Annotated in this window: 27 protein-coding genes and 1 tRNA gene; 27 read left to right on the forward strand and 1 reads right to left on the reverse strand. The window is 37.8% G+C overall.

Translation table 11 applies throughout. The features are described 5' to 3' along the window. The 11 genes from CI949_RS04785 to CI949_RS04835 all read left to right on the forward strand — a co-directional run. Positions 1-1,412: O-antigen ligase (locus CI949_RS04785; RefSeq protein WP_290763426.1), on the forward strand; the 1,412-nt coding region annotated here is incomplete at its 5' end. Between the two features lie 20 nt (positions 1,413-1,432). Next, positions 1,433-3,034, forward strand: a complete 1,602-nt coding sequence (gene aroB / locus CI949_RS04790) for a 3-dehydroquinate synthase (RefSeq protein WP_133530019.1) — start codon at positions 1,433-1,435, stop codon at positions 3,032-3,034. Beyond that, positions 3,016-3,462 carry a type II 3-dehydroquinate dehydratase gene (aroQ, locus tag CI949_RS04795; RefSeq protein ID WP_108139877.1) on the forward strand — a complete coding sequence of 149 codons (447 nt, stop codon included), beginning with the start codon at positions 3,016-3,018 and terminating at the stop codon, positions 3,460-3,462. Before aroB ends, aroQ begins: the two co-directional genes overlap by 19 nt. A gap of 2 nt (positions 3,463-3,464) precedes the next feature. Next, complete coding sequence (locus CI949_RS04800; protein ID WP_133530020.1) at positions 3,465-4,532, forward strand: Xaa-Pro peptidase family protein; 1,068 nt, start codon at positions 3,465-3,467, stop codon at positions 4,530-4,532. A 130-nt stretch (positions 4,533-4,662) separates the two neighbouring features. Beyond that, positions 4,663-5,226 (forward strand): elongation factor P, encoded by a 564-nt coding sequence (efp, locus tag CI949_RS04805; RefSeq protein ID WP_108139881.1) that lies wholly within the window; start codon positions 4,663-4,665, stop codon positions 5,224-5,226. Between the two features lie 25 nt (positions 5,227-5,251). Next, a complete protein-coding gene (locus CI949_RS04810; protein ID WP_290763448.1) occupies positions 5,252-6,379 on the forward strand; it encodes an NAD(P)/FAD-dependent oxidoreductase in 1,128 nt (375 codons plus the stop codon). Positions 6,380-6,408: 29 nt separating this feature from the next. Further along, positions 6,409-6,849 carry an Asp23/Gls24 family envelope stress response protein gene (locus tag CI949_RS04815; RefSeq protein ID WP_133530022.1) on the forward strand — a complete coding sequence of 147 codons (441 nt, stop codon included), beginning with the start codon at positions 6,409-6,411 and terminating at the stop codon, positions 6,847-6,849. A 33-nt stretch (positions 6,850-6,882) separates the two neighbouring features. Then, positions 6,883-7,422 carry an alkaline shock response membrane anchor protein AmaP gene (gene amaP / locus CI949_RS04820; protein ID WP_133530023.1) on the forward strand — a complete coding sequence of 180 codons (540 nt, stop codon included), beginning with the start codon at positions 6,883-6,885 and terminating at the stop codon, positions 7,420-7,422. Positions 7,423-7,434: 12 nt separating this feature from the next. Continuing rightward, a complete protein-coding gene (locus CI949_RS04825; RefSeq protein ID WP_133530024.1) occupies positions 7,435-7,671 on the forward strand; it encodes a DUF2273 domain-containing protein in 237 nt (78 codons plus the stop codon). A gap of 24 nt (positions 7,672-7,695) precedes the next feature. Beyond that, positions 7,696-8,097 (forward strand): transcription antitermination factor NusB, encoded by a 402-nt coding sequence (nusB, locus tag CI949_RS04830; protein WP_133530025.1) that lies wholly within the window; start codon positions 7,696-7,698, stop codon positions 8,095-8,097. 107 nt (positions 8,098-8,204) lie between these two features. Further along, positions 8,205-9,407 carry a pyridoxal phosphate-dependent aminotransferase gene (locus tag CI949_RS04835; RefSeq protein WP_290763455.1) on the forward strand — a complete coding sequence of 401 codons (1,203 nt, stop codon included), beginning with the start codon at positions 8,205-8,207 and terminating at the stop codon, positions 9,405-9,407. A 316-nt stretch (positions 9,408-9,723) separates the two neighbouring features. Here the strand turns inward: CI949_RS04835 and CI949_RS04840 are convergent. Then, positions 9,724-9,810 (reverse strand) — tRNA-Leu (locus tag CI949_RS04840). A 224-nt stretch (positions 9,811-10,034) separates the two neighbouring features. On the opposite strand from CI949_RS04840, the gene CI949_RS04845 reads away from it, so the two are divergent. The 16 genes from CI949_RS04845 to CI949_RS04920 all read left to right on the forward strand — a co-directional run. Beyond that, positions 10,035-10,865 (forward strand): sulfide/dihydroorotate dehydrogenase-like FAD/NAD-binding protein, encoded by an 831-nt coding sequence (locus CI949_RS04845; RefSeq protein WP_108139895.1) that lies wholly within the window; start codon positions 10,035-10,037, stop codon positions 10,863-10,865. Further along, complete coding sequence (gltA, locus tag CI949_RS04850) at positions 10,865-12,280, forward strand: NADPH-dependent glutamate synthase (protein ID WP_133530027.1); 1,416 nt, start codon at positions 10,865-10,867, stop codon at positions 12,278-12,280. Before CI949_RS04845 ends, gltA begins: the two co-directional genes overlap by 1 nt. 13 nt (positions 12,281-12,293) lie before the next feature. After that, positions 12,294-13,550, forward strand: a complete 1,257-nt coding sequence (xseA, locus tag CI949_RS04855; protein WP_290763460.1) for an exodeoxyribonuclease VII large subunit — start codon at positions 12,294-12,296, stop codon at positions 13,548-13,550. Then, entirely contained in the window at positions 13,543-13,833 is a 291-nt protein-coding gene (gene xseB, locus CI949_RS04860; RefSeq protein WP_290763462.1) for an exodeoxyribonuclease VII small subunit, read from the forward strand. The genes xseA and xseB overlap by 8 nt, the downstream gene beginning before the upstream one ends. Positions 13,834-13,835: 2 nt before the next feature. Continuing rightward, entirely contained in the window at positions 13,836-14,717 is an 882-nt protein-coding gene (locus CI949_RS04865) for a polyprenyl synthetase family protein (RefSeq protein WP_290763465.1), read from the forward strand. Positions 14,718-15,340: 623 nt separating this feature from the next. Beyond that, a complete protein-coding gene (locus CI949_RS04870; RefSeq protein ID WP_290763494.1) occupies positions 15,341-15,907 on the forward strand; it encodes a hypothetical protein in 567 nt (188 codons plus the stop codon). After that, positions 15,907-17,838 (forward strand): 1-deoxy-D-xylulose-5-phosphate synthase, encoded by a 1,932-nt coding sequence (dxs, locus tag CI949_RS04875; RefSeq protein ID WP_290763468.1) that lies wholly within the window; start codon positions 15,907-15,909, stop codon positions 17,836-17,838. The genes CI949_RS04870 and dxs overlap by 1 nt, the downstream gene beginning before the upstream one ends. Then, the gene (locus CI949_RS04880) at positions 17,817-18,644 is read left to right on the forward strand and encodes a TlyA family RNA methyltransferase (protein ID WP_290763470.1); all 828 of its coding nucleotides are present in this window, start codon (positions 17,817-17,819) and stop codon (positions 18,642-18,644) included. The genes dxs and CI949_RS04880 overlap by 22 nt, the downstream gene beginning before the upstream one ends. Position 18,645: 1 nt before the next feature. Next, positions 18,646-19,500, forward strand: coding sequence for an NAD(+)/NADH kinase (locus CI949_RS04885; RefSeq protein ID WP_290763473.1), 855 nt, complete (start codon positions 18,646-18,648; stop codon positions 19,498-19,500). A gap of 24 nt (positions 19,501-19,524) precedes the next feature. Next, on the forward strand, positions 19,525-21,201 hold the full coding sequence (gene recN / locus CI949_RS04890) for a DNA repair protein RecN (protein ID WP_290763476.1): 1,677 nt from the start codon (positions 19,525-19,527) through the stop codon (positions 21,199-21,201). 115 nt (positions 21,202-21,316) lie between these two features. Next, positions 21,317-22,105: a sporulation transcription factor Spo0A gene (gene spo0A / locus CI949_RS04895; RefSeq protein WP_290763479.1), complete on the forward strand. Its 789-nt coding sequence runs from the start codon at positions 21,317-21,319 to the stop codon at positions 22,103-22,105. A gap of 13 nt (positions 22,106-22,118) precedes the next feature. Further along, complete coding sequence (locus tag CI949_RS04900; protein ID WP_290763482.1) at positions 22,119-22,652, forward strand: NUDIX hydrolase; 534 nt, start codon at positions 22,119-22,121, stop codon at positions 22,650-22,652. Further along, the gene (locus tag CI949_RS04905; protein WP_290763485.1) at positions 22,652-23,836 is read left to right on the forward strand and encodes an endonuclease Q family protein; all 1,185 of its coding nucleotides are present in this window, start codon (positions 22,652-22,654) and stop codon (positions 23,834-23,836) included. The genes CI949_RS04900 and CI949_RS04905 overlap by 1 nt, the downstream gene beginning before the upstream one ends. A gap of 68 nt (positions 23,837-23,904) precedes the next feature. Beyond that, positions 23,905-25,008: an aminopeptidase gene (locus CI949_RS04910; protein ID WP_290763488.1), complete on the forward strand. Its 1,104-nt coding sequence runs from the start codon at positions 23,905-23,907 to the stop codon at positions 25,006-25,008. A 46-nt stretch (positions 25,009-25,054) separates the two neighbouring features. Beyond that, positions 25,055-25,867 carry a purine-nucleoside phosphorylase gene (locus CI949_RS04915; protein WP_108140794.1) on the forward strand — a complete coding sequence of 271 codons (813 nt, stop codon included), beginning with the start codon at positions 25,055-25,057 and terminating at the stop codon, positions 25,865-25,867. Between the two features lie 15 nt (positions 25,868-25,882). After that, a partial coding sequence (locus tag CI949_RS04920; RefSeq protein ID WP_290763491.1) for a pyrimidine-nucleoside phosphorylase occupies positions 25,883-26,970 on the forward strand: 1,088 nt, incomplete at its 3' end.

Here is a 26,970-nt window from a genome sequence, read left to right on the forward strand (position 1 = left end):
ATGAAAGGCAGCTGATCAGATTGCTGACTAAAATTGATAAAAAGATAAATCTAAAAAATATAATTATCTATCTAATTTTCTCTGCAAATTTTTTGATATTATTTGCCTATTTACCCTTTTATCAGGAATTTCAGCTTTTTAAGAGGGCTGATAATAGCTATCAGCTGCTGCGCTTTGATAATATTTATTTTCCCCGTTTAAAAGTTCTAACTTACAGTGCTTTTATTTTGCTGATCCTATTTCTGATCTATATAATTAAAAATCAGGATAATATTAAAAATAATGTCTTTAATTATCTTATTTTTTCACTTTTTATTATGTTTTCATTTTCAACCTATTTTGCTGTTGATCCATTTACAGCTTTAAATGGGAGAATTTATCGCTGGGAGGGGTTTATTGCCCTGGCAGCCTATCTTTTTTTCAGTTTTTTAACTGCAAATCTGGTAAAAAAATTAAATCACTTTAAAATCTACGCCTATTTAATCTGGGCTTCTGCGGCAGTTTTATCAATTTATGGATTGCTGCAGTATTTTGGTTTTGACTTTATTAAAAGAGATCCTTTACGAGAGAATTGGTACCGAGCCTTTGCTACCTTTGGTAATCCTAATTTTGCTGCCAGTTTTGCTGTTCTAGTTCTGCCCACCTTTATTTTGCTCTATCTGGTTTTAAAACAGAACAGTTATAAAATTGCAGCTTTTACAGGCAGCTCTCTGGTGTATGGCTTTTTGCTGAGTACAGCAACCAGAGGTGCCTGGCTTGCTTTTTTTCTAACAGTAACAGCAGCAGTTATCTTGCTTTTTGATTATCTTAAGCAGAAGAAAAAGGAAATTCTCAAACTGTTTCTTGTTTTCATTTTAATAACTATCTTTTTAAATTCCTTTCACAGTGGCTTAACCGGGCTCAGGTTTATCAGTATCTTCCACGATCTGCAGGATCTTTCTTCAGCTGAAGAGGAGGAAATAGATAGGGTGGGATCAAATAGAATCTTCATTTATAAAAATTCTCTACCGCTGCTGCTTGAAAATCCAATCCTGGGAGCAGGCCCTGATAATTTTGCTGAAGTATTTCCCCAGCAGAAATACAGAGAATTTGCCGGCAGTAAAAATCAGATAGTTGATAAAGCACATTCAGAATATCTTCAGCTTGGGGTAACGGCAGGAATACCTGCTTTAATAATTTATTTAGCCTTAATTGCATATGTTTTATTTCAGCTGCGGCCAAAAGCCGTGCAAAAAATTGAGCTGGCTCAGAAAGAAGGCCTCAAGAAATTTATTAAATTAACTCTGTTTTTTTCTATACTTGCCTATGTACTTCAGGCAGTATTAAATATAAGTGTTGTCACAGTAGCTCCCGTATTCTGGACCATCCTTGGTTTTGCTGGAGCATATATTATAAATTTTAAAGATGATTAGTTTGAGGAGGAGAGTAGTAGATGAAAATTGTTTTAACCGGTTTTATGACAGCAGGAAAGACCACTGTAGCTAGAATGCTGGCCGATAAAAAGAATTTAAATTTTTATGACAGTGATGATTTAATTGAAGCTAGAGAAAAAATGAGTATTGAAGAGATTTTCACTGTTAAAGGTGAGGATTATTTTAGAAAGCTTGAAAAAGAAGTTATTTCTGAGCTTTTGAGTTCTAAGCAGGATCTGGTTCTGGCTCCAGGGGGTGGCGCGGTTTTAAATGATGAGCTGCGGCAGCTAATGCTGGAACAGGCAGAAGCTTTCTGTCTTGATGTCAGTGCAGAAGAGGTTTTAAGGAGAAATAATAGTGATGAGATAATTAGACCTCTGCTTGAAGTTGATAATCCGCTGGCAAAAATTAATTCACTTTTAACTGAAAGGAAAAAATATTATCAGCAGATCCCGACTCACTTTGACAGTGATCGCTATTCGGCAGCAGAGATTGTGGATTTAATTTTAGCCGAGCTTCCCGATCAAAAACTAAAAATTGAAATCAAAGCCCAGGATTCTTCCTATCCGGTGCTGATTGATCAAAAGTTTAAACAGAGCAGTTTTAGTAAAATTTTAGAAATGATCAGTGGCCGAAAAGTATTTTTGCTGGCCGATCAAATAGTAATGGATAATCATGCTGAGCCGATTATTAATTTAATGGAAGAAAATGCTGAACTGATTAAATTGGAACTTGAAGCTGGAGAACAGATTAAGGACCTTCAGTATCTAAAAAAGGCATATGATATTTTATATGAGAATAATTTCAGCCGCTCTGATTATGTAATTGCATTTGGTGGCGGTACCATTGGTGATCTGGGAGGTTTAATTGCCTCAACCTATTTAAGAGGCTTAAAACTAATCCAGATGCCCACAACCTTAATCTCTCAGCTTGACAGCAGTGTTGGCGGCAAAACAGCTGTTAATTTTAGAGACACTAAAAATTTAATCGGCAGCTTTTATCAGGCAGATTTGGTCTATTATCAGCTGCAGTGGCTTGAAACCCTGGCAATTAGAGAAATAAAATCAGGACTGGGTGAAGTTATTAAATATGCTGTCCTTGGCGGCAATCCATTGTTTGAGATTTTAGCTAATAATAAAGAAAAAATTCTTAATTTAGACCAGGATATCCTGCTTGAAATTTCAAAAATTTCTCTTGAGATGAAGGATTATTATGTCAGTGAAGATGTTAAGGACAGGGGATTAAGAAAAAAACTTAATCTGGGCCACAGTTTCGGTCATGCAGTAGAAGGAGCGGAAAAGTTCAAATACAAACACGGTGAGGCAGTAGTAATGGGAATTGCTTTTACGGCTTTTTTATCCCATAAAATCGGAAAATTAAATGAGGAAGCTTTCCAAAAAATTATCAAGCTGATTCAGGGTTTTGATTATCAGCTTTTCCCTTCCGAAAATATTGATGCCGAAGAACTTGCTTCCTATATTGCCCATGATAAAAAGATTAGTGATAATAAAATGTGGTGGGTTTTAATTAATGATCTTGGAGATACTTATTTAAGTGATAGATTTGATCACAAAAATATTCAAAAATACATGGAGGAATATTTATGCAGAGAGTGGCTGTAATTCATGGACCAAATTTAAATATGCTGGGTTTAAGAGAACCAGAAATTTATGGGACAACTAACTTAAAAATGTTGAACGAAGATTTAAAGACTAAAGCAGAAGAAATTAATTTAGAAATAGAAATCATGCAGAGCAACCATGAGGGAGAAATTGTTGATTATCTGCATCAAAATTACGAAAAGCTGGATGGAGTAATCATTAATCCAGGTGGACTGACTCATACCAGTGTGGTTTTAAGAGACGCTCTGGCTTCTGTAAGACTGCCGGTAATTGAAGTCCATATCAGCAACATTCACCGCCGGGAAGAATTTAGAAAAAAATCAATAACTGCAGGGGCGGCTGTTGGTCAGATAACCGGTCTGGGAGTACAGGGATATCTGCTGGCTCTGGATGGAATAAAAGAGGTATTAAGAAAGGAGAAATATTAGTTATGGAGAAAAGAATAAATAAGCTCAGAGAAAAAATGAAAGAAAAAAATATAGAGGCTTTTTTAGTCACTAAAAAAGAAAATGTTCGCTATTTAAGTCAGTTTACCGGAACTGCAGGTAAACTTCTGATTACCGAAAAAGACAGTATTTTTATTACTGATTTTCGCTATTTAGATCAGGCAGCAGATCAGACAGATGGCTGTGTAATCGAAGAAATAAGCAGCAATTTCATTAAAGGTTTTGCAGAATTATTAAAAAGAAAAAAAATAAAAAATTTAAGTTTTGAAAGCCAGGATCTCAACTTTAAAACATACCAGCAGTTAAAAGAAAAACTGGAATTAGAGAACCTTAATCCAGTTGAATCAGTTGTTGAAAGTTTAAGAATGATTAAGGATTCAAATGAGATTCAGAAAATAAAAAAAGCAGTAGAAATTGCCGATGAGGGATTCCAGTTTTTACTAGATTTTATCGAAGTGGGTAAAAGTGAGAAAGAAATTGCCCTGGAGCTGGAATTTTTTATGAAAAGAAATGGTGGGGAGGCCAACGCCTTTGATTTTATAGTAGCTTCTGGTAAAAGGGGGGCTCTGCCGCATGGGGTTGCCTCAGATAAACTAATAGAAAAAGGAGATCTGGTAACCATTGATTTTGGCACTGTTTATCAGGGATATCATTCAGATATCACCCGGACAGTTGCTGTTGGGGAGCCGGCTTCGGAATTAAAAGAAATCTATCAGCTGGTTTTAGGAGCCCAAGAGAAAGTGATTGCCGAAATCAAAGCCGGAATGAGCTGTGTGGAAGCAGATAAGATTGCCAGAGATTTAATCAAAGATGCCGGTTATGGAGATAACTTTGGTCATGGTCTGGGTCACGGAGTTGGACTTGAAATTCATGAGGGTCCGCGAGTTTCCTATACCTCGGAAGATAACTTAAAACCAGGAATGGTAGTTACAGATGAACCCGGGATATATGTTTCAGGGCTGGGAGGAGTAAGAATTGAGGATGACCTATTAATCACTGAAAATGGCTGTGAGGTCTTAAATTCAGCTCCCAAGGAATTGATAATTTTATAAATTTAGATTATCAGAAAGCTTATTAAACTCTCATTCAGCCAAAACGCTGAACTTAAAGCTTAATAATTTGTTTAAAAAGCTAATTTCTGCTATAATTGAACTGCAGTAAAAAATAGTGGAGGTGCTTTAAATGATTTCAACAAATGATTTTAATACTGGTTTAACAATAGAGCTGGATGGAGAGGTTTATCAGGTAATAGAATTTCAACATTCAAAATCCGGCAGAGGCAGCGCATTTGTTAGAACTAAATTAAGAAATGTTGAAGAAGGTTACACAATTAATAAGACTTTTAAGGCGGGAGAAAAAGTAGAAACTGCCCATGTCGAAAAAAAGAAGATGCAGTTTTTATACTGGGATGGTAGTGACTATATTTTTATGGACAATGATACTTACGAACAGTTTCATCTCAGTGAAGAACAGCTGGGAGATAAGGTTAAATATTTGAAGGAAAATATGGAACTTGATATAGCTGTTTATCAGGGACGTCCGATTGATATAGAACTTCCAACTTTTGTTGAGTTAATTGTAGAAGATACTCAGCCGAATATTAGAGGTAATACTGTTTCTGGAGGCAGCAAACCTGCTACAATGGAAACAGGTCTGGTTGTACAGGTTCCTTTATTCATTGAAGAAGGAGATATTTTAAAAATAGATACCCGCAGCAACGAATATATCGAAAGAGCAAACAGCTAAATACTTTTGAAGGGGGAATTTTTTGATGGATTATTTAATCATTGGGGCTGGAGCTGCAGGAGTTTCTGCAGCAAAGGAGATTCTTAAAAATCGAAAAAGTGAAGATAGGATTTCAATTTTTACAGATGAAAAATATCCTTTTTACTATAGACCGCGGCTGATAGAATGTCTTTCAGGTGAGGTTGAAGTAGAAGATATTATTATCAATGATCAAAAATGGTTTGAAGAAAACAATATTGAACTTCATCTTAATGAAAAGATTATTGAAATTGACAGTCAGAATAAGCTTTTAAAAAGCAAAAAGGATCAGTATACATACGATAAATTACTGCTGGCAAATGGTTCTCACTGCTTTGTTCCCCCATTTTCTGGTGTTGATCTGGATAATATTTTCACCTTAAGAACTGCAGCTGATTTGGAGGAAATTAATCAGGCAGCAGAAAGAGCAGAAAAGGCTGTTGTGGTAGGGGGAGGGCTTTTAGGCCTGGAAATAGCCTATAATTTTGCTAAGGCCGGCCTGGATACGACAGTTTTAGAAGTTGCACCCTATCTGCTCCCAATGCAGCTTGATCAAAGAGGTGGGGATCTGCTGGAGGAGAAACTGAAGCAGAATAATGTAAAAGTAGTTACAGATGCTTCAACTAAGGGCTTTAAAGGAGAACAGAGTGTAGAGAAAGTTATCATGGAAGACCGTGAAATTGAAGCTGATTTAGTTTTAATTTCGACCGGGGTAAGATCAAACACTTCTCTGGTTGAAAATCTGGATATAGATAAAAACAAAGGTATTTTAGTTAACAGCAAAATGCAGACTTCCAATCCTGATATTTATGCTGCCGGTGATGTGGCAGAATTTAATGATAAAATTTACGGAATCTGGCCTCCTTCTCTAGCCCAGGGAAGAGTAGCTGGAACGGTAATGAGTGGAGGTCAGGCTGAATTTGACGGCTATGTGCCCTCTCACAAACTAAAGGTTGCCGGAATTAATGTGGTTTCTCTGGGAGAATTAAATAAAGAAGGGGATTACGAGGAAGAAGTTCTGGAAGATAACGAAAGTTATGTAAAAGTAATTAAAAACAAAGAAGAAAAAATTGGAGCTTTAATTGTTGGTCAGTATTCAGAACAAAACCAACTGCTGGCTGATATTAAAAGATAATTATTTAGTAAATAGAAGGAGGTTAAATTATGAGTGAAGAAGAAATTAAAGATATTAAAGCTGAAAAAGTAGAAGCGGAGAAGGATGAAGAAGGAAGCATTAAAATTGCTGACGAAGTTGTGGGGATAATTACCGGTCTGGCGGCAACTGAAGTTGAAGGTGTGGCTGGAATGAGTGGCGGTCTTGCAGGTGGAATCGCTGATATGCTTGGCCGAAAAAGCCTCAGCAAGGGGGTTAAAGTAGAAGTTGCTGATGAAACAGCTTCTGTAGACGTATATGTAATTATAGAATATGGTAATTCTATTCCAGATGTAGCCTGGAAAATTCAGGATAATGTAAAACAGGCAATTGAGGGAATGACTGGCCTGGATGTTAAGGCAGTCAATGTTCATGTTCAGGGAGTTAACTTTCCGGAAGAAGAACAGAAAGAAGCTGAAAATAAAGTAGAGGAAGTAGAAGATGAAGAATAAATTCTTCTTTCAAAAATGATTGGAGGTTAAGCCATGAAAATTATACAAAATATATTTTCCTTTTTAATCGCTTTAATTCTTATCGTTTTAACAATTACTCTTTCTCTATATAGTTTTGGGCTTTTATCGATGAATTTTATTCCCGATCTAATTTCTGCAAGCTATAATAACTGGCAGGCAGCAGTGGTCTATCTAGCCTTTTTAATCATGGCCCTTTTTGTGCTCTACCCTTACTTTACCGATCGGAAATTCAAATCAACCAGGTTGCTGAGTTCAGAGTCAGGAGATATTACAATTACTATTTCCGCTCTTTCGAACCTGATTAAAGATCGAGTTAAAGAAAAACAGAGATTCGATGATATTAAAATCAAACTTGAAGAAAAAGAAGAGGGCTTAAAAATTATATTAAGTGGAAAGTTAACAGTGCCCGGTGATTTACCAGCTATTAGCGAAAGCATTCAGCACGATTTAAAGAGCTATATTAAGCAGACCACAGGCATTCAGGTAGAGAAGGTTCAAATAAGAATTGATGATGTGCGCAAAGATAATAAACTGCCTGAAGAAGTAGAATGAGGTGGTCAATAAATGGATAAAAATCAACTTAATGAAGAGCTAATTCAATTTATCTATCTTAACCGCAAAAAAATCTGTGGAGCCTTAATTGGCTTAATTATTGGAGTTTTGATTTTAACCATTGGTTTCTTTAAAACTCTGCTGCTCTTTATAACCACTCTAGTTGGCTATTATTTAGGCTCGCGCTGGCGTTTTGAAGAAGATTTGAAAGATTTTATACTAAGAATTATTCCAGAAAGATTTAAATAGAGTTAGAAATGAGGTATTTTCTTTATGCAAAATGTTTCGAGACATAAACAGAGGATCTGGGTTTTACAGATTCTTTACGGACTGGATATCAGAAAAAAGCTTGACCTTGAAAATTCAAGAAAGAGCTACAGAGATTTTATGAATGAAAAAGGTGCTCTGGCTGATGATTTATATGCCAAAGAGCTTCTGGAGGGCATTATTATGGAACTTGAGCTCTTAGATGCTCAGATTGACCAGTATGCAATTAACTGGAATATCGAAAGGATGCCGGCAATTGACAGGAATATTTTAAGAATTGCTGCCTATGAGATTCAGCATGAAATCCCGGCAAAAGTTGCGATTAATGAAGCAGTAAAAATTGCAAAAAAATATGCAGATGATAGTTCACCATCATTTATAAATGGAATACTGTCTAAATTTGCTTAAAAAGAGGGCTTAGGGCCTTCTTTTTTTTAAAAATTTTTTGGACCTGGTTCAATAAAACGATTTAGGTGCCAGGTTCAATCAAAGAAATAAGTTAATGGGGTGTGAAGATGGATTATTCAGCAAGAATTGCAAAAATTGAAGAGTCAAAAACTATTGCTGTCAGTACAGCGGCCAGTAAATTGACAGCAGCAGGAGAAGATGTGGTCAGTTTTGGTGTGGGAGAGCCAGATTTTCCGACACCTGATTTTATTAAAGAGGCAGCAGTAGAAGGAATGAAAAAAGGCTATACAGGCTATACCTCTGCTTCAGGTCTACCGGAATTAAAAGAGGCGGCAGTTGCTAAATTTGCTGCTGATTATTCACATCAGTATTCAACAGATGAAGTAATTGTCTGTAATGGTGGTAAACAGGTTCTTTTTAATGGCCTTTCAGCTATATTAGAAGAGGGAGATGAGGTATTAATCCCCAAGCCTTACTGGGTTTCCTACCCGGAGTTAGTTAAACTTGCCGGTGGTAAGCCAGTTTTGATTGAAACTAAAGCTGAAAATAAGTATAAAGTAAAAGCAGAAGAATTAAGAAGTACAATTTCAAAAAACACTAAGGCAGTCATTATCAATTCACCTTCAAATCCTGATGGTCATTTTTATTCTGCCTCAGAACTTGAGGAACTAATTGGAGTCTTAATTGAGCGAGATATATTTATTATTAGTGATGAAATTTATGATAAGCTGCTTTATGACAACAAAGAATTTAAATCAATGATTGAACTTTTTCCACAGCTAAAGAATAAACTATTAGTAGTTAATGGAATGTCTAAGTCATATTCGATGACCGGCTGGCGGGTAGGTTTTGGTTTTGCAAATCAAAAATGGATTAAAAATATGGCTAAAATTCAGAGCCACACTACTTCAAATGTAAATACTATTGCTCAGTATGCAAGTGCAAAAGCGCTGGCCAATGATCAGCTCAAAGAGATTATCAAAGAGCGCAGAGAGGTTTATCAGCAGCGAAGAGATCTGACAGCCGAACTGCTGGCTGAGATTAAAGGCCTAAAGGCTATTAAACCGGCAGGTGCTTTTTATTTCTTTATTGATATTTCAGAATTAGAGGGCAGAAAAATTAAAGATGAGAAGATTGATGGCTCACTTTCTTTTGCTGATCTGCTTTTACAGGAAAAGAAGGTAGCAGTGGTACCCGGTATAGCTTTTGGAATGGATGATTTTGTCCGCATCTCATTTGCTTTAGGAGAAGAGCGAATTAAAGAGGGAATTAAGAGGATCAAAGATTTTGTAGAAAGTCTTGAAGCTTAGTTTGATTTTGAATATATTAATGTGAAGGACTTAGTATTATATATTAGATTGTTATTTAACCTCCGGGTGAAAGCTCTGGAGGTTTTTTGTATTTGTGGAGGAATTAAAATTTAAGATTAAATCACCCAGCCACTGAGCTAGTCTTTCTTTTTGCAAAAATAACAAATATATAGTAAACTGTACTATACTAATGTAGATAAACTAGCATTAAAAATTTTGTTTCGCAGGCAGCTCGCAGGCAAAACGCATTAGAGTATATTTTATAGCAAATAAAAAAAGAGCCCTAAAGAGGACTCTTATCACTGCTATATTAAAATGGTGCGAAAGGAGGGATTCGAACCCTCACGGTCGTGAGACCACTAGACCCTGAACCTAGCGCGTCTGCCAGTTCCGCCACTTTCGCACTGACAAATTATATTTTAACTTAAATATTTGTCTTTGTCAAGGGAGTTTTTTCAAATATTGTTTATCTTAATAAAAAATTACAGTAAAGACTTTAAGAAAAAAATAACTTGACTCCAGTTCGAATTAATTCTAAAATTAGGGAGGAATTAAGGGAACTGTTAAAGAATAAAGTATAGAAGCAGTATTTTTTTGCTCAAGTTTTTAAAATTCAGGAGGGAAATTATGTACGAGATTTTAGAAAAGGAAGTTCTGGCACCAACAATTACAAAGTTAAAGGTCAAGGCGCCAATGATTGCCGAGAAAACAAAGCCCGGTAATTTTATCATATTAAGAGTAGATGAGAAGGGTGAGCGGATTCCGCTGACTGTTGCAGACTATGATCGCGAAACCGGTGTGATCTCTATTATTTTTCAGGAGGTCGGTTATTCAACCAAATTATTAGGAAAAATGGATAAAGGAGATCAAATTCAGGATATAGTTGGTCCTTTAGGCCACCATATTGATCTGGAAGGCTACGAAAAAGTAGTTTTACTCGGTGGAGGGTCAGGAACAGCCCTTTTATACCCAAAGGTTAGAGGTTTTTATGAGCAGGGTGCTGAAGTAATCAGTATTACCGGAGCCAGAACCAAAAATTTAATTATTTTAGAAGAAGAATTAGAGAAGTATAGTGACAGATTATTTATTGCAACTGATGACGGTAGTTATGGTCATCACGGTTATGTAACTGATATTTTAAAGGATCTAATGGAAAAAGAAGATGACATCGATCTAGTAGTGGCTATTGGACCGGTACCAATGATGAAGGCAGTGGCTGATATGACAAAAGAGTATGGAATAAAAACAATAGTCAGCTTGAATACAATTATGGTTGATGGAACAGGAATGTGTGGTGCCTGCCGGGTAACTGTAGGTGGAGAAAGAAAGTTTACCTGTGTTGATGGTCCTGCATTTGATGCCCATCAGGTTGATTTTGAAGAATTAATGAACAGACTTAACTTTTATCAGAATGAAGAAGATTTAGTTCATGATACAGCAGTCGAGGAGGATAAGTAATGGCTTTACAGAAAAAGAAAACGCCGATGAAAGAACAGGCGCCAGAAGAGAGAATTAAGAATTTTAAAGAGGTTCCATTTGGCTACAGTGATGATGAAGCAGTTGTTGAGGCAGAAAGATGCCTGCAGTGTAAACACCAGCCCTGTGTTGAGGGGTGTCCGGTCCATGTACCGATTCCTCAGTTTATTCAGGCAGTAATTGATGGTGATGTGGTCGAGGCAAATCAGATCATTAAAAGTAAAAACAATCTGCCAGCTGTCTGTGGCCGGGTCTGTCCTCAGGAAGAACAGTGTGAAGATGTCTGTGTAATGGGGATTAAAAATGAGCCAGTAGCTATCGGTCGTCTGGAGCGTTATGTTGCAGATTATAATATGGAGCGCGGTACAGATAGAACCAGTGCCGAAGAAATAGAAAAAATGAAGGTGCCTGAATTAGAAGGCAGAAAAGTAGCTGTAATTGGAGCCGGACCAGCTGGATTAACCGCAGCAGCCGACCTGGCTAAATACGGCCTTGATGTTACGATTTTTGAGGCACTGCACGAGACAGGTGGAGTTCTGCGCTATGGAATTCCAGAATTCAGACTGCCCAAAGAAATTGTTGACCAGGAAGTTGAGGCAATCAAAGAACTGGGAGTCGATATTCAGTTGAATGTCGTAGTAGGGAAGTCAATTACAGTTGACGAATTATTTGAGCAGGGATATGAATCAGTATTTATCGGTGTTGGTGCAGGTCTGCCGAGATTTTTAAATATCCCCGGTGAAAACCTAAATGGAGTTTATTCTGCCAATGAGTTTTTGACCAGGGTTAACCTAATGAAGGCCTTTAAATATCCAGAATATAAGACTCCGGTTGTAGTCGGTGATAGAGTTGCTGTTGTTGGCGCAGGAAATGTTGCTATGGATGCCGCCCGAACAGCTAAAAGACTCGGAGCCGAGGATGTATATATAGTTTACAGAAGAGCTGAAGAGCAGATGCCTGCCCGCAGTGAAGAAATCCATCATGCTCAGGAAGAGGGAATTGAGTTTAAACTCTTAAATAATCCGGTTGCAATTCATGGAGAAGAAGGTCGAGTTGCTCGGATGGAATGCCAGCAGATGGAGCTCGGTGAAAAAGATGATTCTGGCAGAAGACGCCCAATTCCGATTGAGGGATCTAACTGGATGCTGGACCTAGATACAGTAATCATTGCTATCGGTCAGAATCCAAACCCACTTTTAACTTCCAATACTAAAGATTTAAAAACTAAAAGCTGGGGTGGAATAGAGGTCAATGACGATCAGCAGACCAGCCGTGAAGGTGTTTATGCTGGTGGAGATGTTGTTACTGGAGCTGCTACTGTTATTAAGGCGATGGGTGCCGGTAAGACAGCAGCTGAAAATATCAAGAATTATTTGCTAGAGAAATCTAAAAAATAGAGTGGTTGATTTTATGTCAGATTTATATCAGGATAATCTATTTTCAAAAAAAGAAAAAAAGATCTATACAGTTCAGGAAATCACAGAGTATCTTCAGTCTTTAATTAAAGAAGATGCTCTTCTTTCTGATTTCTGGATTAGTGGTGAGATTTCAAATTTTTACCACCACAGTTCAGGTCATATGTATTTTACCCTGAAGGATAAGAACTCACAGCTAAAAACTGTAATGTTTAAGGGTTACAACTCTTCTCTGGACTTTGAGCCGGAGGAAGGAATGCAGGTTGAGGCCAGAGGTAATCTTGATATTTATGCCCAGCGGGGAGAATATCAGTTTTATGCCCGGGAGATGGAAAAAGCAGGTAAGGGAAAACTTTACGAGGCTTTTGAAAAATTAAAGGACCGACTGGAAAAAGAAGGTCTTTTTGCAGAGAGCAGGAAAAAAGAAATTCCCTTTCTGGCCAGCAAAATTGGAATTGTAACTTCTCCCACCGGGGCAGCAATCAGAGATATTCTTTCAGTGATGAAAAGACGCTCTGGTAATTTTTCTGTCTTGATAGTTCCGGCTCATGTACAGGGAGATCTGGCTAAGGGTGAAATTACAGCCGGGATTGAATATTTAAACAGCCGCGATGATATTGACCTGATAATTATCAGCCGGGGTGGGGGCTCGATTGAAGACCTCTGGCCCTTTAATGAAGAAGTGGTGGCCCGGGCAGTATATAATTCTAAATTACCAGTAATCAGTGGTGTTGGTCATGAAACTGATTTTACTATCTCAGATTTTGTAGCTGACCTGAGAGCACCCACACCCTCTGCAGCAGCAGAACTGGCAACGGCTAACCGTGAGGAAATATTAAATAGACTTGATAACCTATCTCAGAGGCTTTTAAACAGTGGTTCTGGCCGGGTCAGAGAGCTGAAAAATAAACTTCAGAATATTTCTGAACGTAGAATTTTTGCATCACCAGAAGAACTTTTTAGAAATTATGAACAGGAACTTGATAGTTTAGAAACGAAATTAAATCATCAGATTGAAAGAAAATATAATGACTGGGAAAATAAATACCAGCTATTATATCAGAGGCTAAATAATTTAAGTCCACTCAAAACTCTGGACCGGGGTTATGCTATTCTTCAGGATCAGGCTGAGCGGACAGTCAGCTCAGTAGAGCAGATTGAACAGGGAGATCAGCTCAGGGCCCGTTTGAGTGATGGACTTTTAGATCTGGAAGTAAAAGCTAGTAGAAAAGTTGGTGAAATAGATGAGTAAAGATAAAAATGAAATTGAATTTAATGAAAATCAGGAAGAAATTAAAACTGAGGATTTAGATTTTGAATCAGCACTGGAGAGGCTACAAAAAATAGTAGAAGACCTGGAAAAAGGTGGTTTATCTCTGGATAAAACTCTTGCTGAATTCAGCCAGGGGATGAAGCTCTTAAAATTCTGTCATCAAAAACTGGATAAAGCTGAAAAAAAGATTGAATTAATGCTTAAAGAAGATGAAGAATTTTCTGAGGAAGTTCCCTTTGATTCTGAGATTGAGGAGGATTAGACTTGCAGACCATAAAAGATATTTTGAAGGTGAAAGCAAAAGAAGTTGAAGCCAATTTAGAAGAGCTGATGAATTTAAAGGGAGAAATAGCTCCTCAATTAACTGAGGCTATGAAGTATACCCTGCTCTCAGGTGGTAAACGGATTAGGCCGGTTTTATCACTTTTAACTGTGGAATTACTGGCTGGTAATTATCAGGCTGCTTTAAAGGCTGGTTCAGCTCTGGAAATGATTCACAGTTATTCTCTGATTCATGATGACCTGCCGGCAATGGATGATGATCAGCTGCGGCGGGGGAAGAAGACAAACCATCTTGTTTTTGGAGAGGCAGCTGCAATTTTAGCCGGAGATGCACTATTAACCTATGCTTTTGAAGTTTTATCTGAGCTTGAAATTGAGCCTGAAGCCAGAATTAAAATAATTACCAGTACTGCCAGATTCTCAGGCTATCAGGGAATGGTTGGTGGTCAGGTTCTGGATCTGGAGGCTGAAAATAAAGAGTTAAGCCTTGCGGAAATGCAGAAAGTCCATCGAGCAAAAACCGGTGCCCTAATTAAGGCTTCAGTTTTAAATGGGCTTTACTGTTCTGATTATACAGAAGCTGAGAAAGACGCACTGCTAAATTATGCCGAAAATATTGGTGTTTTATTTCAGATTGTTGATGATCTGCTTGATCTTACAGGAGAGACCGAGAAAATGGGGAAAGTAGTCGGTAGAGACGAAGAATTGAATAAATCTACCTATCCTAAACTTATGGGACTTAAAAAAGCTAAAAAAGCAGCTCAGGATCACGCTGAAAAAGCGAAATCAGCCTTAAATATCTTTGGGGATAAAGCAGAAAACTTAAAGGATTTAGTTGATTACATCCTGAACCGTCAGCATTAATTGAAGGGTTAATATAAATATGTTATAATTAGTTAAAATGCAGATGGTGCAGTATTCTAGTCAGCATACTATCTTTGAAGGCGGGCCTAAAAATCCGTCAACGGGCATATCGATGAAGTTCTTTGTAATGGCTGCTGACGCCCAGTCGGGGGCCATTGCAGGGAGATAAGGGCTTGGGGCGATCCACAACGGCATGTGGGCGTTGACCCCTTTCCCGCGGAGGCCTGGTCGAGTTATTAAATACATAGCAAGGCCAGGTTCACCTGTTCTAACCGCAAGGTTGAGCAGTGTAGCCTGCTTTGAAGTGGTACTGGAGACAGTAGCAAAACACAGGCGCCTGGATCCAGCCCTGGGTTGAACCTGCTGGAAACCAGTACTGCAAAAGAAGCTAGGAGATAGTTTAAATGCTGTCAAGGAAAACTTCTAGACTGTCCAGAAGGGATATAATAGGGATTAAAGTGTGTTCTGAGTGGTAATCCAGCTCTGCAGAGGGAGACCCTGCAGCGGGAATTTAAAGAGAAATCTCCTGAATGGCGACAGACAGGAATTCCCGGGGAAAACCTGCTGGACCTATGACACAGCATTTATCTATTATATTACCATCTGTTATTTTATTAATTGAGGTGAATATATTGGCTAATTTAAAGAGCAGTATTATTATTGCTATTATGACTTTTCTTATTGCGGTAAGTGTCTCATCAGTCTCGCAGACACAGGTACAGTTTGTACCCCTACCGATGGCAGTAATAATACTGTTAATTATTATTATAGTAGGTGTTTTATCTGATATGGTTGGAGTGGCAGCTACTGTTGCCAGGACTGAACCGTTTAACGCAAAGGCAGCAAAAAAAATATTTGGTGCTAAAACTTCCCTTTATCTGGCTAAAAATGGTGATAAAGTAGCAAGTTTAATGTGTGATATAGTTGGTGATATTTGTGGAACTATCAGTGGTGCAATCAGTGCAGTAATTGCAATTGATTTGATTAACTACTATGGTTTTTCAAATTTATGGACCAATCTGATAATAATTGGACTGGCTTCAGCCTTAACTGTTGGTGGAAAGGCATTTTTTAAATATTTTGGAATGAAGAACTCGACAAAAATTATTTTTCTAGTTGGCCGTTTCTTAGCATTTTTTCATCTGACTTATGATAAAATTTACGGTTTTTTAAAAAAGAGGTGGATTTAATGAGTGACTATTTAGCAAAAATAAATGGAGTAGATGATTTAAAAAAATTAAAGGGGTCTCAGCTAAAAGAACTGGCTGCTGAAATTAGAGAATTTTTACTGGAAAATATTTCAAAAACAGGCGGCCATCTGGCTTCAAACCTGGGAACAGTAGAACTAACAATTGCCCTGCATCATTATTTAAACAGTCCCACAGATAAAATCATCTGGGACGTTGGACACCAGGCTTATACCCATAAAATTTTAACCGGACGCAGAGACTGCTTTAAAAATTTAAGACAGAAAGATGGGATGAGTGGTTATCCCAAGTGTGCTGAATCCCCTCACGATATTATTGGAGCCGGTCACAGCAGCACTTCAATTTCAGCAGCAGTTGGACTGGCTATGGCAAGGGAAAACCTTGACGAGATGGGAGACATTTATGCAGTAATCGGTGATGGAGCTCTGACTGGTGGAATGGCTTTTGAAGCTCTTAACCATGCCGGTCATATTGGTGCTGATATAAATGTTATTTTAAACGATAACGAGATGTCGATCTCCAATAATGTGGGCGCTATTTCTAATTATTTAGCCAATTTAAGAAATGATCCAACTCTAAAAAGAGTCAAGGAAGATATAGAATTTTTAATTAATAAGATTCCTCGCTTTGGCAAAACTGTTTCCAGTACAGTTGATCGGGTTAAGAGCGCTTTAAAATACAGCTTTATTCAGGGAGTTCTTTTTGAAGAATTTGGTTTTAACTATCTGGGACCTGTAGATGGTCATGATATTATTGAATTAATGAAATACTTTAAACAGGCAGAAGCGATCGAAGGGCCTGTGCTTTTACATGTTATAACTAAAAAAGGAAAGGGCTACCCACCTGCTGAAAATAATCCTGATAAATTTCATGGTGTTGGAGCTTTTAATATTGAAGACGGTAGTTCAAAGGCGGTCAAAACAAAAGCAAGTTACAGTAAAATCTTTGGTCAAACTCTAACTAGGATGGCTGAGTCAGATAAAAAAATTGCTGGAGTGACTGCTGCTATGCCCTCTGGAACAGGAATGGAGATATTTGCTCGTTCTTATCCAGAAAGATATTATGATGTCGGGATAGCCGAACAGCATGCGGTAACTATGTCAACTGGTCTGGCCAGAGGTGGAATGAAACCTGTCTGTGCAATTTATTCAACCTTTCTGCAGCGGGCCTATGATCAGGTTATTCACGATGCTGCGATCCAGAATTTAGATTTAACTATAGCTGTTGATCGAGCAGGTATTGTCGGTAATGATGGTGAAACTCATCAGGGTTTATTTGACTATTCTTTTCTGCGCCCTGTGCCCAATTTAGTCATGATGGCAGTCAGAGATGCAGAACAGATGCAGCATATGTTATATACTGCTGTTAACCATGAGGGGCCAGCTGTACTCCGCTATCCACGGGGTAGTGCTGCTGGAGATTATACCCCCCTTAAAGTTGAAGAATTAAAAAGTCTGGAGATCGGTAAGGCAGAGGAATTAATCAAAATTGAAACTGAAATGGACCTTACTATTTTGGCAGTTGGCTCAACTGTCTATCCAGCTCAAAAAGCAGCTGAGATTTTAAATAATAATGGCTATAAAACAGCTTTAGTTGATGCTCGTTTTATTAAGCCGCTGGATGAAGAGATGATTATCAGAGCACTTAAGAACTCAGAAAATATTATTACTGTTGAAGAACAGGTACTGGCTGGAGGCTTTTCTTCTGCTGTCCTGGAGCTTGCCGCCGACAGAGGTATTTCTCCGAAAAACATTAGGAGAATTGGAGTTGGCGATGAGTTTGTCAGCCAGGGTGAAATGGATGAAATGAAGAAAGAATACCTGCTGGATGCCAGAGGTATTCTTAAAAATGCTCTTTCTTTGCTTGCTCAGGCAGAGGAGGTAAATAAGTTATGGCCAGAAAAGAAAGATTAGACATTGTAGTAACTGAAAGAGGTATGTTTAGAAGCCGATCTCAGGCAAAAAGAGCTATTATGGCCGGTCTGGTTTTTGTTGATGGTCAGCGAGAAGATAAAGCAGGAACTCAAATCGATCCGGAAGCTGAAATTGAGTATCGGGGTGATAAAAACCCATATGTTAGTCGGGGAGGACTAAAACTGGAAAAAGCACTGAAAATTTTTGCAGTTGACCCGGCAGCTAAAGAAGCAATTGATATCGGTGCCTCTACAGGTGGTTTTACCGATTGTCTGCTGCAGCACGGAGCGACAAAAGTCTATGCCATTGATGTCGGTTACGGTCAGCTGGCCTGGAAACTCCGTCAGGACAAAAGAGTTGAGGTGCTGGAGAGATGTAATTTTCGCCATTTAGAAAAGGATCAGCTGCCAGTTGAAGTTCCGCTGGTAGTTACTGATGTTTCTTTTATTTCCCTGAGGCTGATTGTACCAGGAGTTAAGAAATTCATTAAAAACAATGGTGATTTTATTGCTTTAATTAAACCACAGTTTGAAGCCGGCAGAGAACGGGTCGGCAAAAATGGTGTGGTTAAAGACCCGGCAGTACATATAGATGTAATTGAAAGTTTAAGTGATTTTTTTCTTAAAGAGGGTTTTGAACCACTTGCCTTAAATTATTCGCCAATCACTGGTGCCCAGAGTAAAAATATTGAATATTTAGTTCATCTCAGATATTGCGAAAATAAGCCTGAATTTGACTGTCAGAGCTGGCAGGATAAAATCAATAAAACTGTCAGGACAGCCCATACAGAGCTGGGGGGTTCTTAAAATGAATAAAGCTGCATTAATAGTTAATTTAGATAAAAAAGAAGCCTTTACTGTTGCTGAAAGAGCTGTTGAGTGGTTTGAAAAAAGGGATAAAGAATTTCTAATTGAAAAGCGGGCTGCTTATCAGCTTGCCCAGAAAAAAAGAGGAGCAGATTATCAAAAAATTAAAAGAGAAGCAGACTACATAATAATCATTGGTGGAGATGGAACTTTTCTGCACAGCTCTCACCATTTTATTGGCAGTGAGATTCCACTTTTGGGTATTAATGTCGGTCACCTTGGTTTTTTAACAGATGTGGAAACTGATGAGCTGATCAAGGCTCTGGAAATGATTGATAATAATAATTACAATATCGAAAAGAGGATGATGCTGCAGACAGAGCACTACCGAAGTAAAGAAAAAATAAACAGCAGTTATGCTCTCAATGATTATGTAATTAACAGGGATCCAGATTCTCAGATGCTTAAAATAGAGCTTTATATTAATAATGAGCTTGTCAATAATTTTCGGGGTGATGGTTTAATTATTGCTACCCCAACTGGATCCACAGCGTATTCTCTTTCGGCTGGAGGACCAATTATTAATCCCCGTCAGATCAAAGCGATTTTGATTACTCCAATCTGTCCCCATAATCTCCATCTGCGGCCGATGGTGATTTCTGCCGAAGAAAGAATCAGAATCAAAGTAGATAGTGATGGTCGCTCTGTTAAAGGCTGTGCTGATGGCAGACAGAAGAATGAGATTATTCCCGGTGATGAGATTTATATTAGTGGGGCAGACCAGGAATTATCAATTATTAAATTACCTGATCGAACTTTTTATACCACTGTTAAAGAAAAAATGCACCTTGCCTAACTGTAACCGACAGGAGGAAAAATTATGCTCAGTGATTTACAGGTTAAGAATTTTGCCTTAATCAATAAGGTAAACATTAATTTTAAACAGGGATTAAATATTTTAAGCGGAGAAACCGGTGCCGGTAAATCTATTATTATCGGAGCTCTGGATCTGCTGCTTGGAGCCCGGGCAAATACTGATATAATCCGCAGTGGTAAAGAAGCAGCCTATATCTCTGCTTTTTTTCAGCCTGAAGAGCTCGAAATAATTAATGAAATTTTAAGTGATGCCGGAATTGAAAAAGAGGAGAGTGGAATCCTGATTGCCAGGGAAATTCGGGAAAATGGGCGCAACCGAACCTTGATTAACGGTCAGCTGGCTACCCTGAAAATCGTTAAAAAAATCAGCCGCTATTTGATTGACATCCACGGTCAGCATGAGCATCAGCTGCTTTTAGATCAGAGTTCTCACCTGATGGTTCTCGATGCTTTTATTGGTGATAAAATTAAGCCTTTAAAAAGCGAAATCAAAAGCCAGTATCAAAAACTGCTTCAGCTGCGCCAGGAGCTCTCTGAAATTGAAATTGATGATTCTCAGAGGGCAAGAGAACTGGATATTATTAATTTCCAGATTGAAGAAATTGAAGAGGCAGCCTTAAAAGAAGGAGAATACGAAGAGTTAAAAAAGGAATATCAAACTCTTTCTCACGGAGAGGAAATCTACAGAGTTGTGGCCGAACTAATATCTGCTCTTAGTGGTGATGACTACAAAGATAAGGGAATAATGGATCGGCTCTCAGTTCTAAAAAATAAATTTGCAGAAATTGAAGATTATAATCAGGAATTAAAAGATCTAAATCAAAAATTTGCTGATATTTATTATGGACTGGAAGAGTTTAGCTTTGATTTAAGTGATTTTGAAAGTTCTTTTGCCTATGATGAGGAAAGAATTTCAATGATTAGTGACCGTCTGGATCTGATTAATACTCTGTTGAGAAAATACGGAGAAGACGTAGAGACGGTAATTTCTTATCTGCAGGAACTTTATCAAAAAAGGGATAAATTAGAGAATGTTGAAGAAAAAATTGCTTCACTAACTAAAAGGGAACAAGAATTAAAAAAAGAGCTTACTGATAAGTCTAAAAAGCTTTCCCGGTACCGTAAGGAATCTGCTAAAAATTTAGAAACACAGTTAAAAAATGAGCTTCAGGATCTGGCAATGGAAGATGTCAGGTTTAAAGTTGATTTTAAAGAAAAAGAAATTTCTGCTGATGGTACTGACCAGATTGAATTTTTAATTTCTCCCAACCGGGGTGAAGAATTAAAATCACTTTCTAAAATTGCTTCCGGAGGAGAGTTATCACGGATAATGCTCTCACTAAAAACCATTACCGCTGATCTTGATCAGGTTGATACCCTGGTTTTTGATGAGGTTGACAGTGGAGTTGGTGGGAAAACAGCTGCTAAGATGGCTTCAAAACTTACTCAGATTTCCAGAGACAGACAGATTATCTGTATTACACATCTACCTCAGCTGGCAAGTGCAGCAAACCATCACTTCTTAATTCAAAAAGAAAAGGGAGAAAACAGAACTTTTACTCAAATTTATGCTTTAGATAGAGCCGAAAGAGTTAAAGAGATTGCCAGGATGATTGGTGGGACAAAAATGACTGACAAAACTCTTGCTCATGCAGAAGAATTACTGCTGATGGCTGAATAATAGGGAGATACTATTTTTAATTGGTGTATTAATTTTATAAGGGATATTAACAATATATTTTCAGCAGGGACTGAAAAAGATTTTACAGTACTTAAATAAATGAGGGGGAAATATTATGGAAAAGACGATTGATATTTTGATTGTTGATGATAATAAGGAATTTTGTCAGCTTTTAGCTGAATTTTTTGATGAAAATGACGAGTTTAATGTAGTGGGAATGCTTTATGACGGTGAGCAGGCTCTGGAATATCTTGAAAATAATAAAAAGCCGGATGTATTAATTTTAGATTTAATAATGCCTCATCTGGATGGGATTGGGGTCTTAGAAGAGTTAAACTCCAAAGAACTAATAGATGAAATGAAAATTGTTGCCCTAACTGCAATGGGACATGATAAAATAATGAAAACAGTACTTGAACTTGGAGTTCATTATTATATTATGAAACCCTTTGACCTGGATAAACTGACCCAGAGAATAAAACAACTCATGGAAGCAGAGAGTGGTGCTGCTGATAATTTTACAGTTCAAAATGCAGAATTAGAGGTTGAAAATGGAAACTATAAACCTTTAATAACTAAAATTATCCAGGAACTTGGAATCCCAGCTCACATCAAAGGCTACCGCTATGTGCGTCAGGCTGTTGAACTGGTAATTAAAGATATGGATTTACTTGGTGCGGTAACCAAAGAACTTTACCCCCAGGTGGCAGAAAAATTTGATTCTACTCCCAGTCGGGTTGAGCGAGCTATTAGACATGCAATTGATGTTGTCTGGCAGCGGGGAAATCAAACAGCACTGAAAAAATACTTTAAAAATAATATTAACGAAAATGTTAAGCCGACCAATTCACAGTTTATTGCCAGAATCGCCGATACAATAATGGTTAATTTAAAAGTTTCATAAACGGAGGCTTATAATGGAGATAAAAAAAGAAAAAAAGACCGCAGGTAAAACAATATATGAAGGAAATATTTTAAGATTATATAGAGATGAAGTTGAATTTCCTGACAAACATAAATCTGCTCGCGAAGTAGTAGAACACAGTGGTGGTGTTTCTGTGCTGGCAGAAAATGAAGCTGGAAAGGTTTTATTAATCAAACAGTACAGATACCCGGTTGATGAAGTTATTTATGAAATCCCGGCCGGAAAATTAGAGTTGGATGAAGATGTGGTCGACTGTGCCGGCAGAGAATTGCGGGAAGAAACAGGTTATACCGCTGAAAAATTTACTAAGTTATTTGAATTTTTCCCGACCCCGGGTTACAGTACGGAAACAATTTATATCTATCAGGCGGAAAATTTGAAATTTGTTGGTAGAGATTTAGAAGAGGGAGAATATATTGAAGTTGTTCCTAAAAGTAGAGAAGAATTAAGGGAACTGCTTAAAGCTGGAAAAATTAAGGACAGTAAAACTTTGATCGCAGTAATGTATTATCTTGGTGATTTTTAATGTTAAAGCAGTACTTTGCAGACTTACATATTCATATTGGTGGGGGTAGTGACGGCAGTCCGGTCAAAATAACTGCTTCCCGAAAGCTTAACTTTCCCAATATTTTAAAAGAAGCCGCTTTTAAAAAAGGGCTTGATATTATTGGAATTATCGACTGTGCTTCACCAGTGGTTTTAAAAGATATCGATAGAATGCTTGCAGCCGGCGAGATGAGAGAGCTGGCTGAAGGTGGAATTCTCTATTCAGACCAGCTGCTGGTTTTACCAGGGGCAGAAATTGAAAGTAGAGAAAAAAATTGCGGTCAGGTTCATTACCTTGCCTTTTTCCCCAGAATAAAACAGATAAAAAATTTCAGCACCACAATGGATAATTATATCACTAATATAACTTTAAGCTCTCAGGCTGCCAGTCTAACAGGGAATGAACTTTTAAAAATTGTCGATTATCATGGTGGAATTTTAATTCCAGCTCATATCTTTACACCTCATAAAAGTTTTTATGGCAGAGCTTTTAGTAATTACAGCCAGGTTTTTTCAGATGAAGAGTGGGACAAAATTCCTGCCATTGAGCTTGGACTCAGTGCAGATACTGAGATGGCAGACTTAATGCCAGAATTAGCTGCCAAAACTTTTTTAAGTAATTCCGATGCTCATTCACTTCCCAAAATAGCCAGAGAATATAATATTATGGAGCTGGAAGCTTTAAATTTTAAATCTGTATTGAAAGCTTTAAGGCGGGAATCCGGTCACCGAATTAGCAAAAATTACGGTTTAAATCCTGAACTCGGAAAATATCACCGCAGTCACTGTGAGGACTGTGACAAAATTTTTAGTGGTTCTAAAGCTGTACTAAAGTGTCCAGACTGTGGTTCTGATAAAGTTGTGGTTGGGGTAAAAGATAGAATTTTAGAAATTGCAGAAAATCCGAGTCCCCAGCATCCTGCCCACAGGCCGGAATATATCTATCAGGTTCCACTGCTTGATATTCCAGGAATTGGTAAAAAGACTGCCGCTAAACTTTTTAAAAACTGCGGTACGGAAATGGATGTTATTCATAATTTAGCACAGACTGAGCTAAAAGAGTGTATGAGTTCTAGAGTTTTTAAAAAGATTAAAAAAGCCCGTGAACATGATTTTAGTTTCCAATCAGGTGGTGGCGGAACTTACGGCAAAGTTATATTTTAATTTTTAGATATCTTTAAAAAAGCTATTTTCTTCAATTTTAAAACAAAAAAAAGAAAGAAGGTTAAATTATGGCAGATATGAAATTAAAAAAATATGCTGAATTACTTGTTAATTATTCACTTGAAATAAAAAAAGGAGATCAGGTTTTAATCCAGGGTGAAGATGTCAGTCAGGATTTGATCAAAGAGGTTTATATAGAAACTTTAAAAAATGGAGGCCACCCGCTGGTAATCACTAAATTTGCCGAGCAGGAAGAACTTTTTTATAAATATGCCTCTGAGGAACAGCTTGATTACAGTGCACCATTTACCAAATATTTAATGGAAAATGTCGATGCTTCTTTAAGAATTCTCGGCCACAACAACACAAAAAATTTAGCCGGTATTGATCCGGAAAAAATAAAAAAACATTCAATTGCCAGAAAAGAAATAAGCGAAATTGTAATGAATCGGGCTGCAGAAGGTTCATTAAACTGGAATATCTGTCAGTACCCAACCCACGCTGATGCTCAGGAAGCAGGAATGTCTTTAGGTGACTACAGAGAGTTTGTCTACAGGGCCTGCCACCTCAATAAAAAGGATCCGGTTGCATACTGGACTGAATTTGGCAGGGAACTGGAAAGAATCGCTAAGATTTTAAATCAAAAAAATGAGCTGCATTTCATCTCCAAAGATACAGATTTAAAGTGTAAGGTTGGCGGCAGAACCTGGGTTGCAGATAAGGGTAAGGAAAATTATCCAGGTGGTGAAGTTTTTACAGGACCGATTGAAGACAGTGTTGAGGGTAGGATTAGATTTTCTTTCCCCGGGATATACAGCGGCAAGGAAATTGAAGATATTCGGCTGGAATTTAAAAACGGAAAGGTAATCAATGCCTCAGCAGCTAAAGGTGAAGAATTACTGCATTCACTGCTGGATACAGACGAAGGTTCCCGTTATGTTGGTGAGGTAGCAGTAGGCTGTAATGAAGGAATTACCGAATTTACAAGAAATATGTTGTTTGATGAAAAAATTGGAGGTACAATTCATCTAGCGCTGGGCCGCAGTTATCCAGAAACAGGTGGCGAGAATATTTCTACTATCCACTGGGATATGCTCTGTGATATGAAAGACGGTGGAGAAATTTATGCTGATGGTGAATTGATCTACCGTGATGGTAAATTTATAATTTAATTTTGGAACTTAAATTTATAAAAACACTTTAATGGAGGTTTTAATTATGCTTGAAGATATTAAAAATAATGCTGAAATTATCGCTGATGAGCTTGATTACAGGCCGGAAATTGGACTTATTTTGGGTTCAGGGCTTGGTGTAATGGCTGAGGAAATTGAAAATCCTGTTTATATAGATTATGGTGAGCTCAATAACTTTCCTATTTCTACAGTTGAGGGTCATGCTGGACGCTTTGTGATTGGCGAACTGGAAGGGAAAAAAGTTATCGCCATGCAGGGAAGAACCCATTATTATGAGGGTTATTCGATGCAGGAACTGGTTATGCCGGTTAGAATAATGAAAGAAGTTGGAATTGAAAAATTGATTCTGACTAATGCCGCTGGTGGAGTTAATGAAGAATTTTCTGCCGGGGAATTTATGATTATTTCTGATCACATTAACTTAATGGGAGATAACCCTTTAATTGGTGAAAATTTTGCTGACTTTGGTCCTCGTTTTCCCGACATGTCTGAGGCCTATAACAAAGAACTTATTGAGGTAGCAGAAAATGTCGCTCGGGAAAATGGTATTTTGACCAGAAAAGGTGTTTATGCTGCTGAATCAGGTCCCAGTTATGAAACACCGGCTGAAATCAAATTTTTAAGAACGATTGGTGCTGATGCTGTTGGGATGTCTACAGTTCCAGAAGTAATTGCAGCCAACCATATGGGGCTTGGAATTGTGGGAGTATCCTGTATAACAAATATGGCTGCAGGAGTTTTAAATCAACCTTTAGATCACAAAGAGGTTGTAGAGATTGCCGAAAAAGTAAGACCTGATTTTATCAAACTGATGAGAGGTATTATAAAAAATATCTAGCAGGAGGGTTTAGAAATGCGTGCATATGATATAATATATAAAAAAAGAGAAGGTCAAAAACTTAATAAAGAAGAGTTAGAGTTTCTAATTAACGGTTATGTTGAGGGGAATATACCGGATTATCAGATCTCAGCCTGGGCAATGGCAGTTTATTTTCAGGGGATGGATGCTGAAGAAACTGCCAATTTAACCATGCTGATGGCAGAGTCGGGTGATATGATAGATTTAAGTCCGATTGAGGGGATTAAGGTTGATAAGCACAGCACCGGTGGAGTTGGAGATACAACCACTCTTATTTTAGCTCCCTTAGTTGCTTCAGCTGGAATACCAGTTGCTAAAATGTCAGGCCGCGGTTTGGGCCACACTGGAGGTACAATTGATAAATTAGAGTCAATTCCTAATTTTAACACTTCTTTAAGTAGAGATAAATTTTTCGATAATGTAAATCAGCACGGAGTAGCAGTTGTCGGTCAGACAGGAAATTTAACTCCGGCTGATAAAAAGCTTTATGCCTTAAGGGATGTTACAGCAACAGTGGAGTCAATTCCTCTGATTGCCAGCAGTATTATGAGTAAAAAACTGGCTGGAGGAGCGGATGCGATTGTACTTGATGTTAAAACCGGTAATGGTGCTTTTATGAAAGACTTTGCCAGTGCTAAAAAGCTTGCGGAAGCAATGGTTGCTATCGGCAAAGAAGTTGGCAGAGATACAGCAGCTTATATAACTGATATGAATCAGCCCTTAGGTAATGCAGTAGGGAATGCACTAGAAGTTAAAGAGGCTATTAAAACTCTTAGGGGAGAAGGACCGGAAGATCTTACTGAGCTCTGTATTGAACTTGGTTCTGGAATGCTGCAGCTGGCAGCTAAGGTTAAAAATGCAGAAGAGGGCAAAAAGATTTTAAGAGAGAACTTAAAAAATGGTAAGGCTTTAGCTAAATTTGCTGAGATGATAACCGCTCAGGGCGGTAATGCAAAAGTTGTTGAAGATTTATCACTGCTGCCAACTGCTGCTGGAGTTTTTGAAGTAAAAGCAGAACAGTCAGGTTATATTTCTGAAATCAAAGCTTTAGATGTCGGCCTGGCAGCAATGATTTTAGGTGC

The sequence above is a fragment of the Halanaerobium sp. genome, from assembly GCF_003070835.1.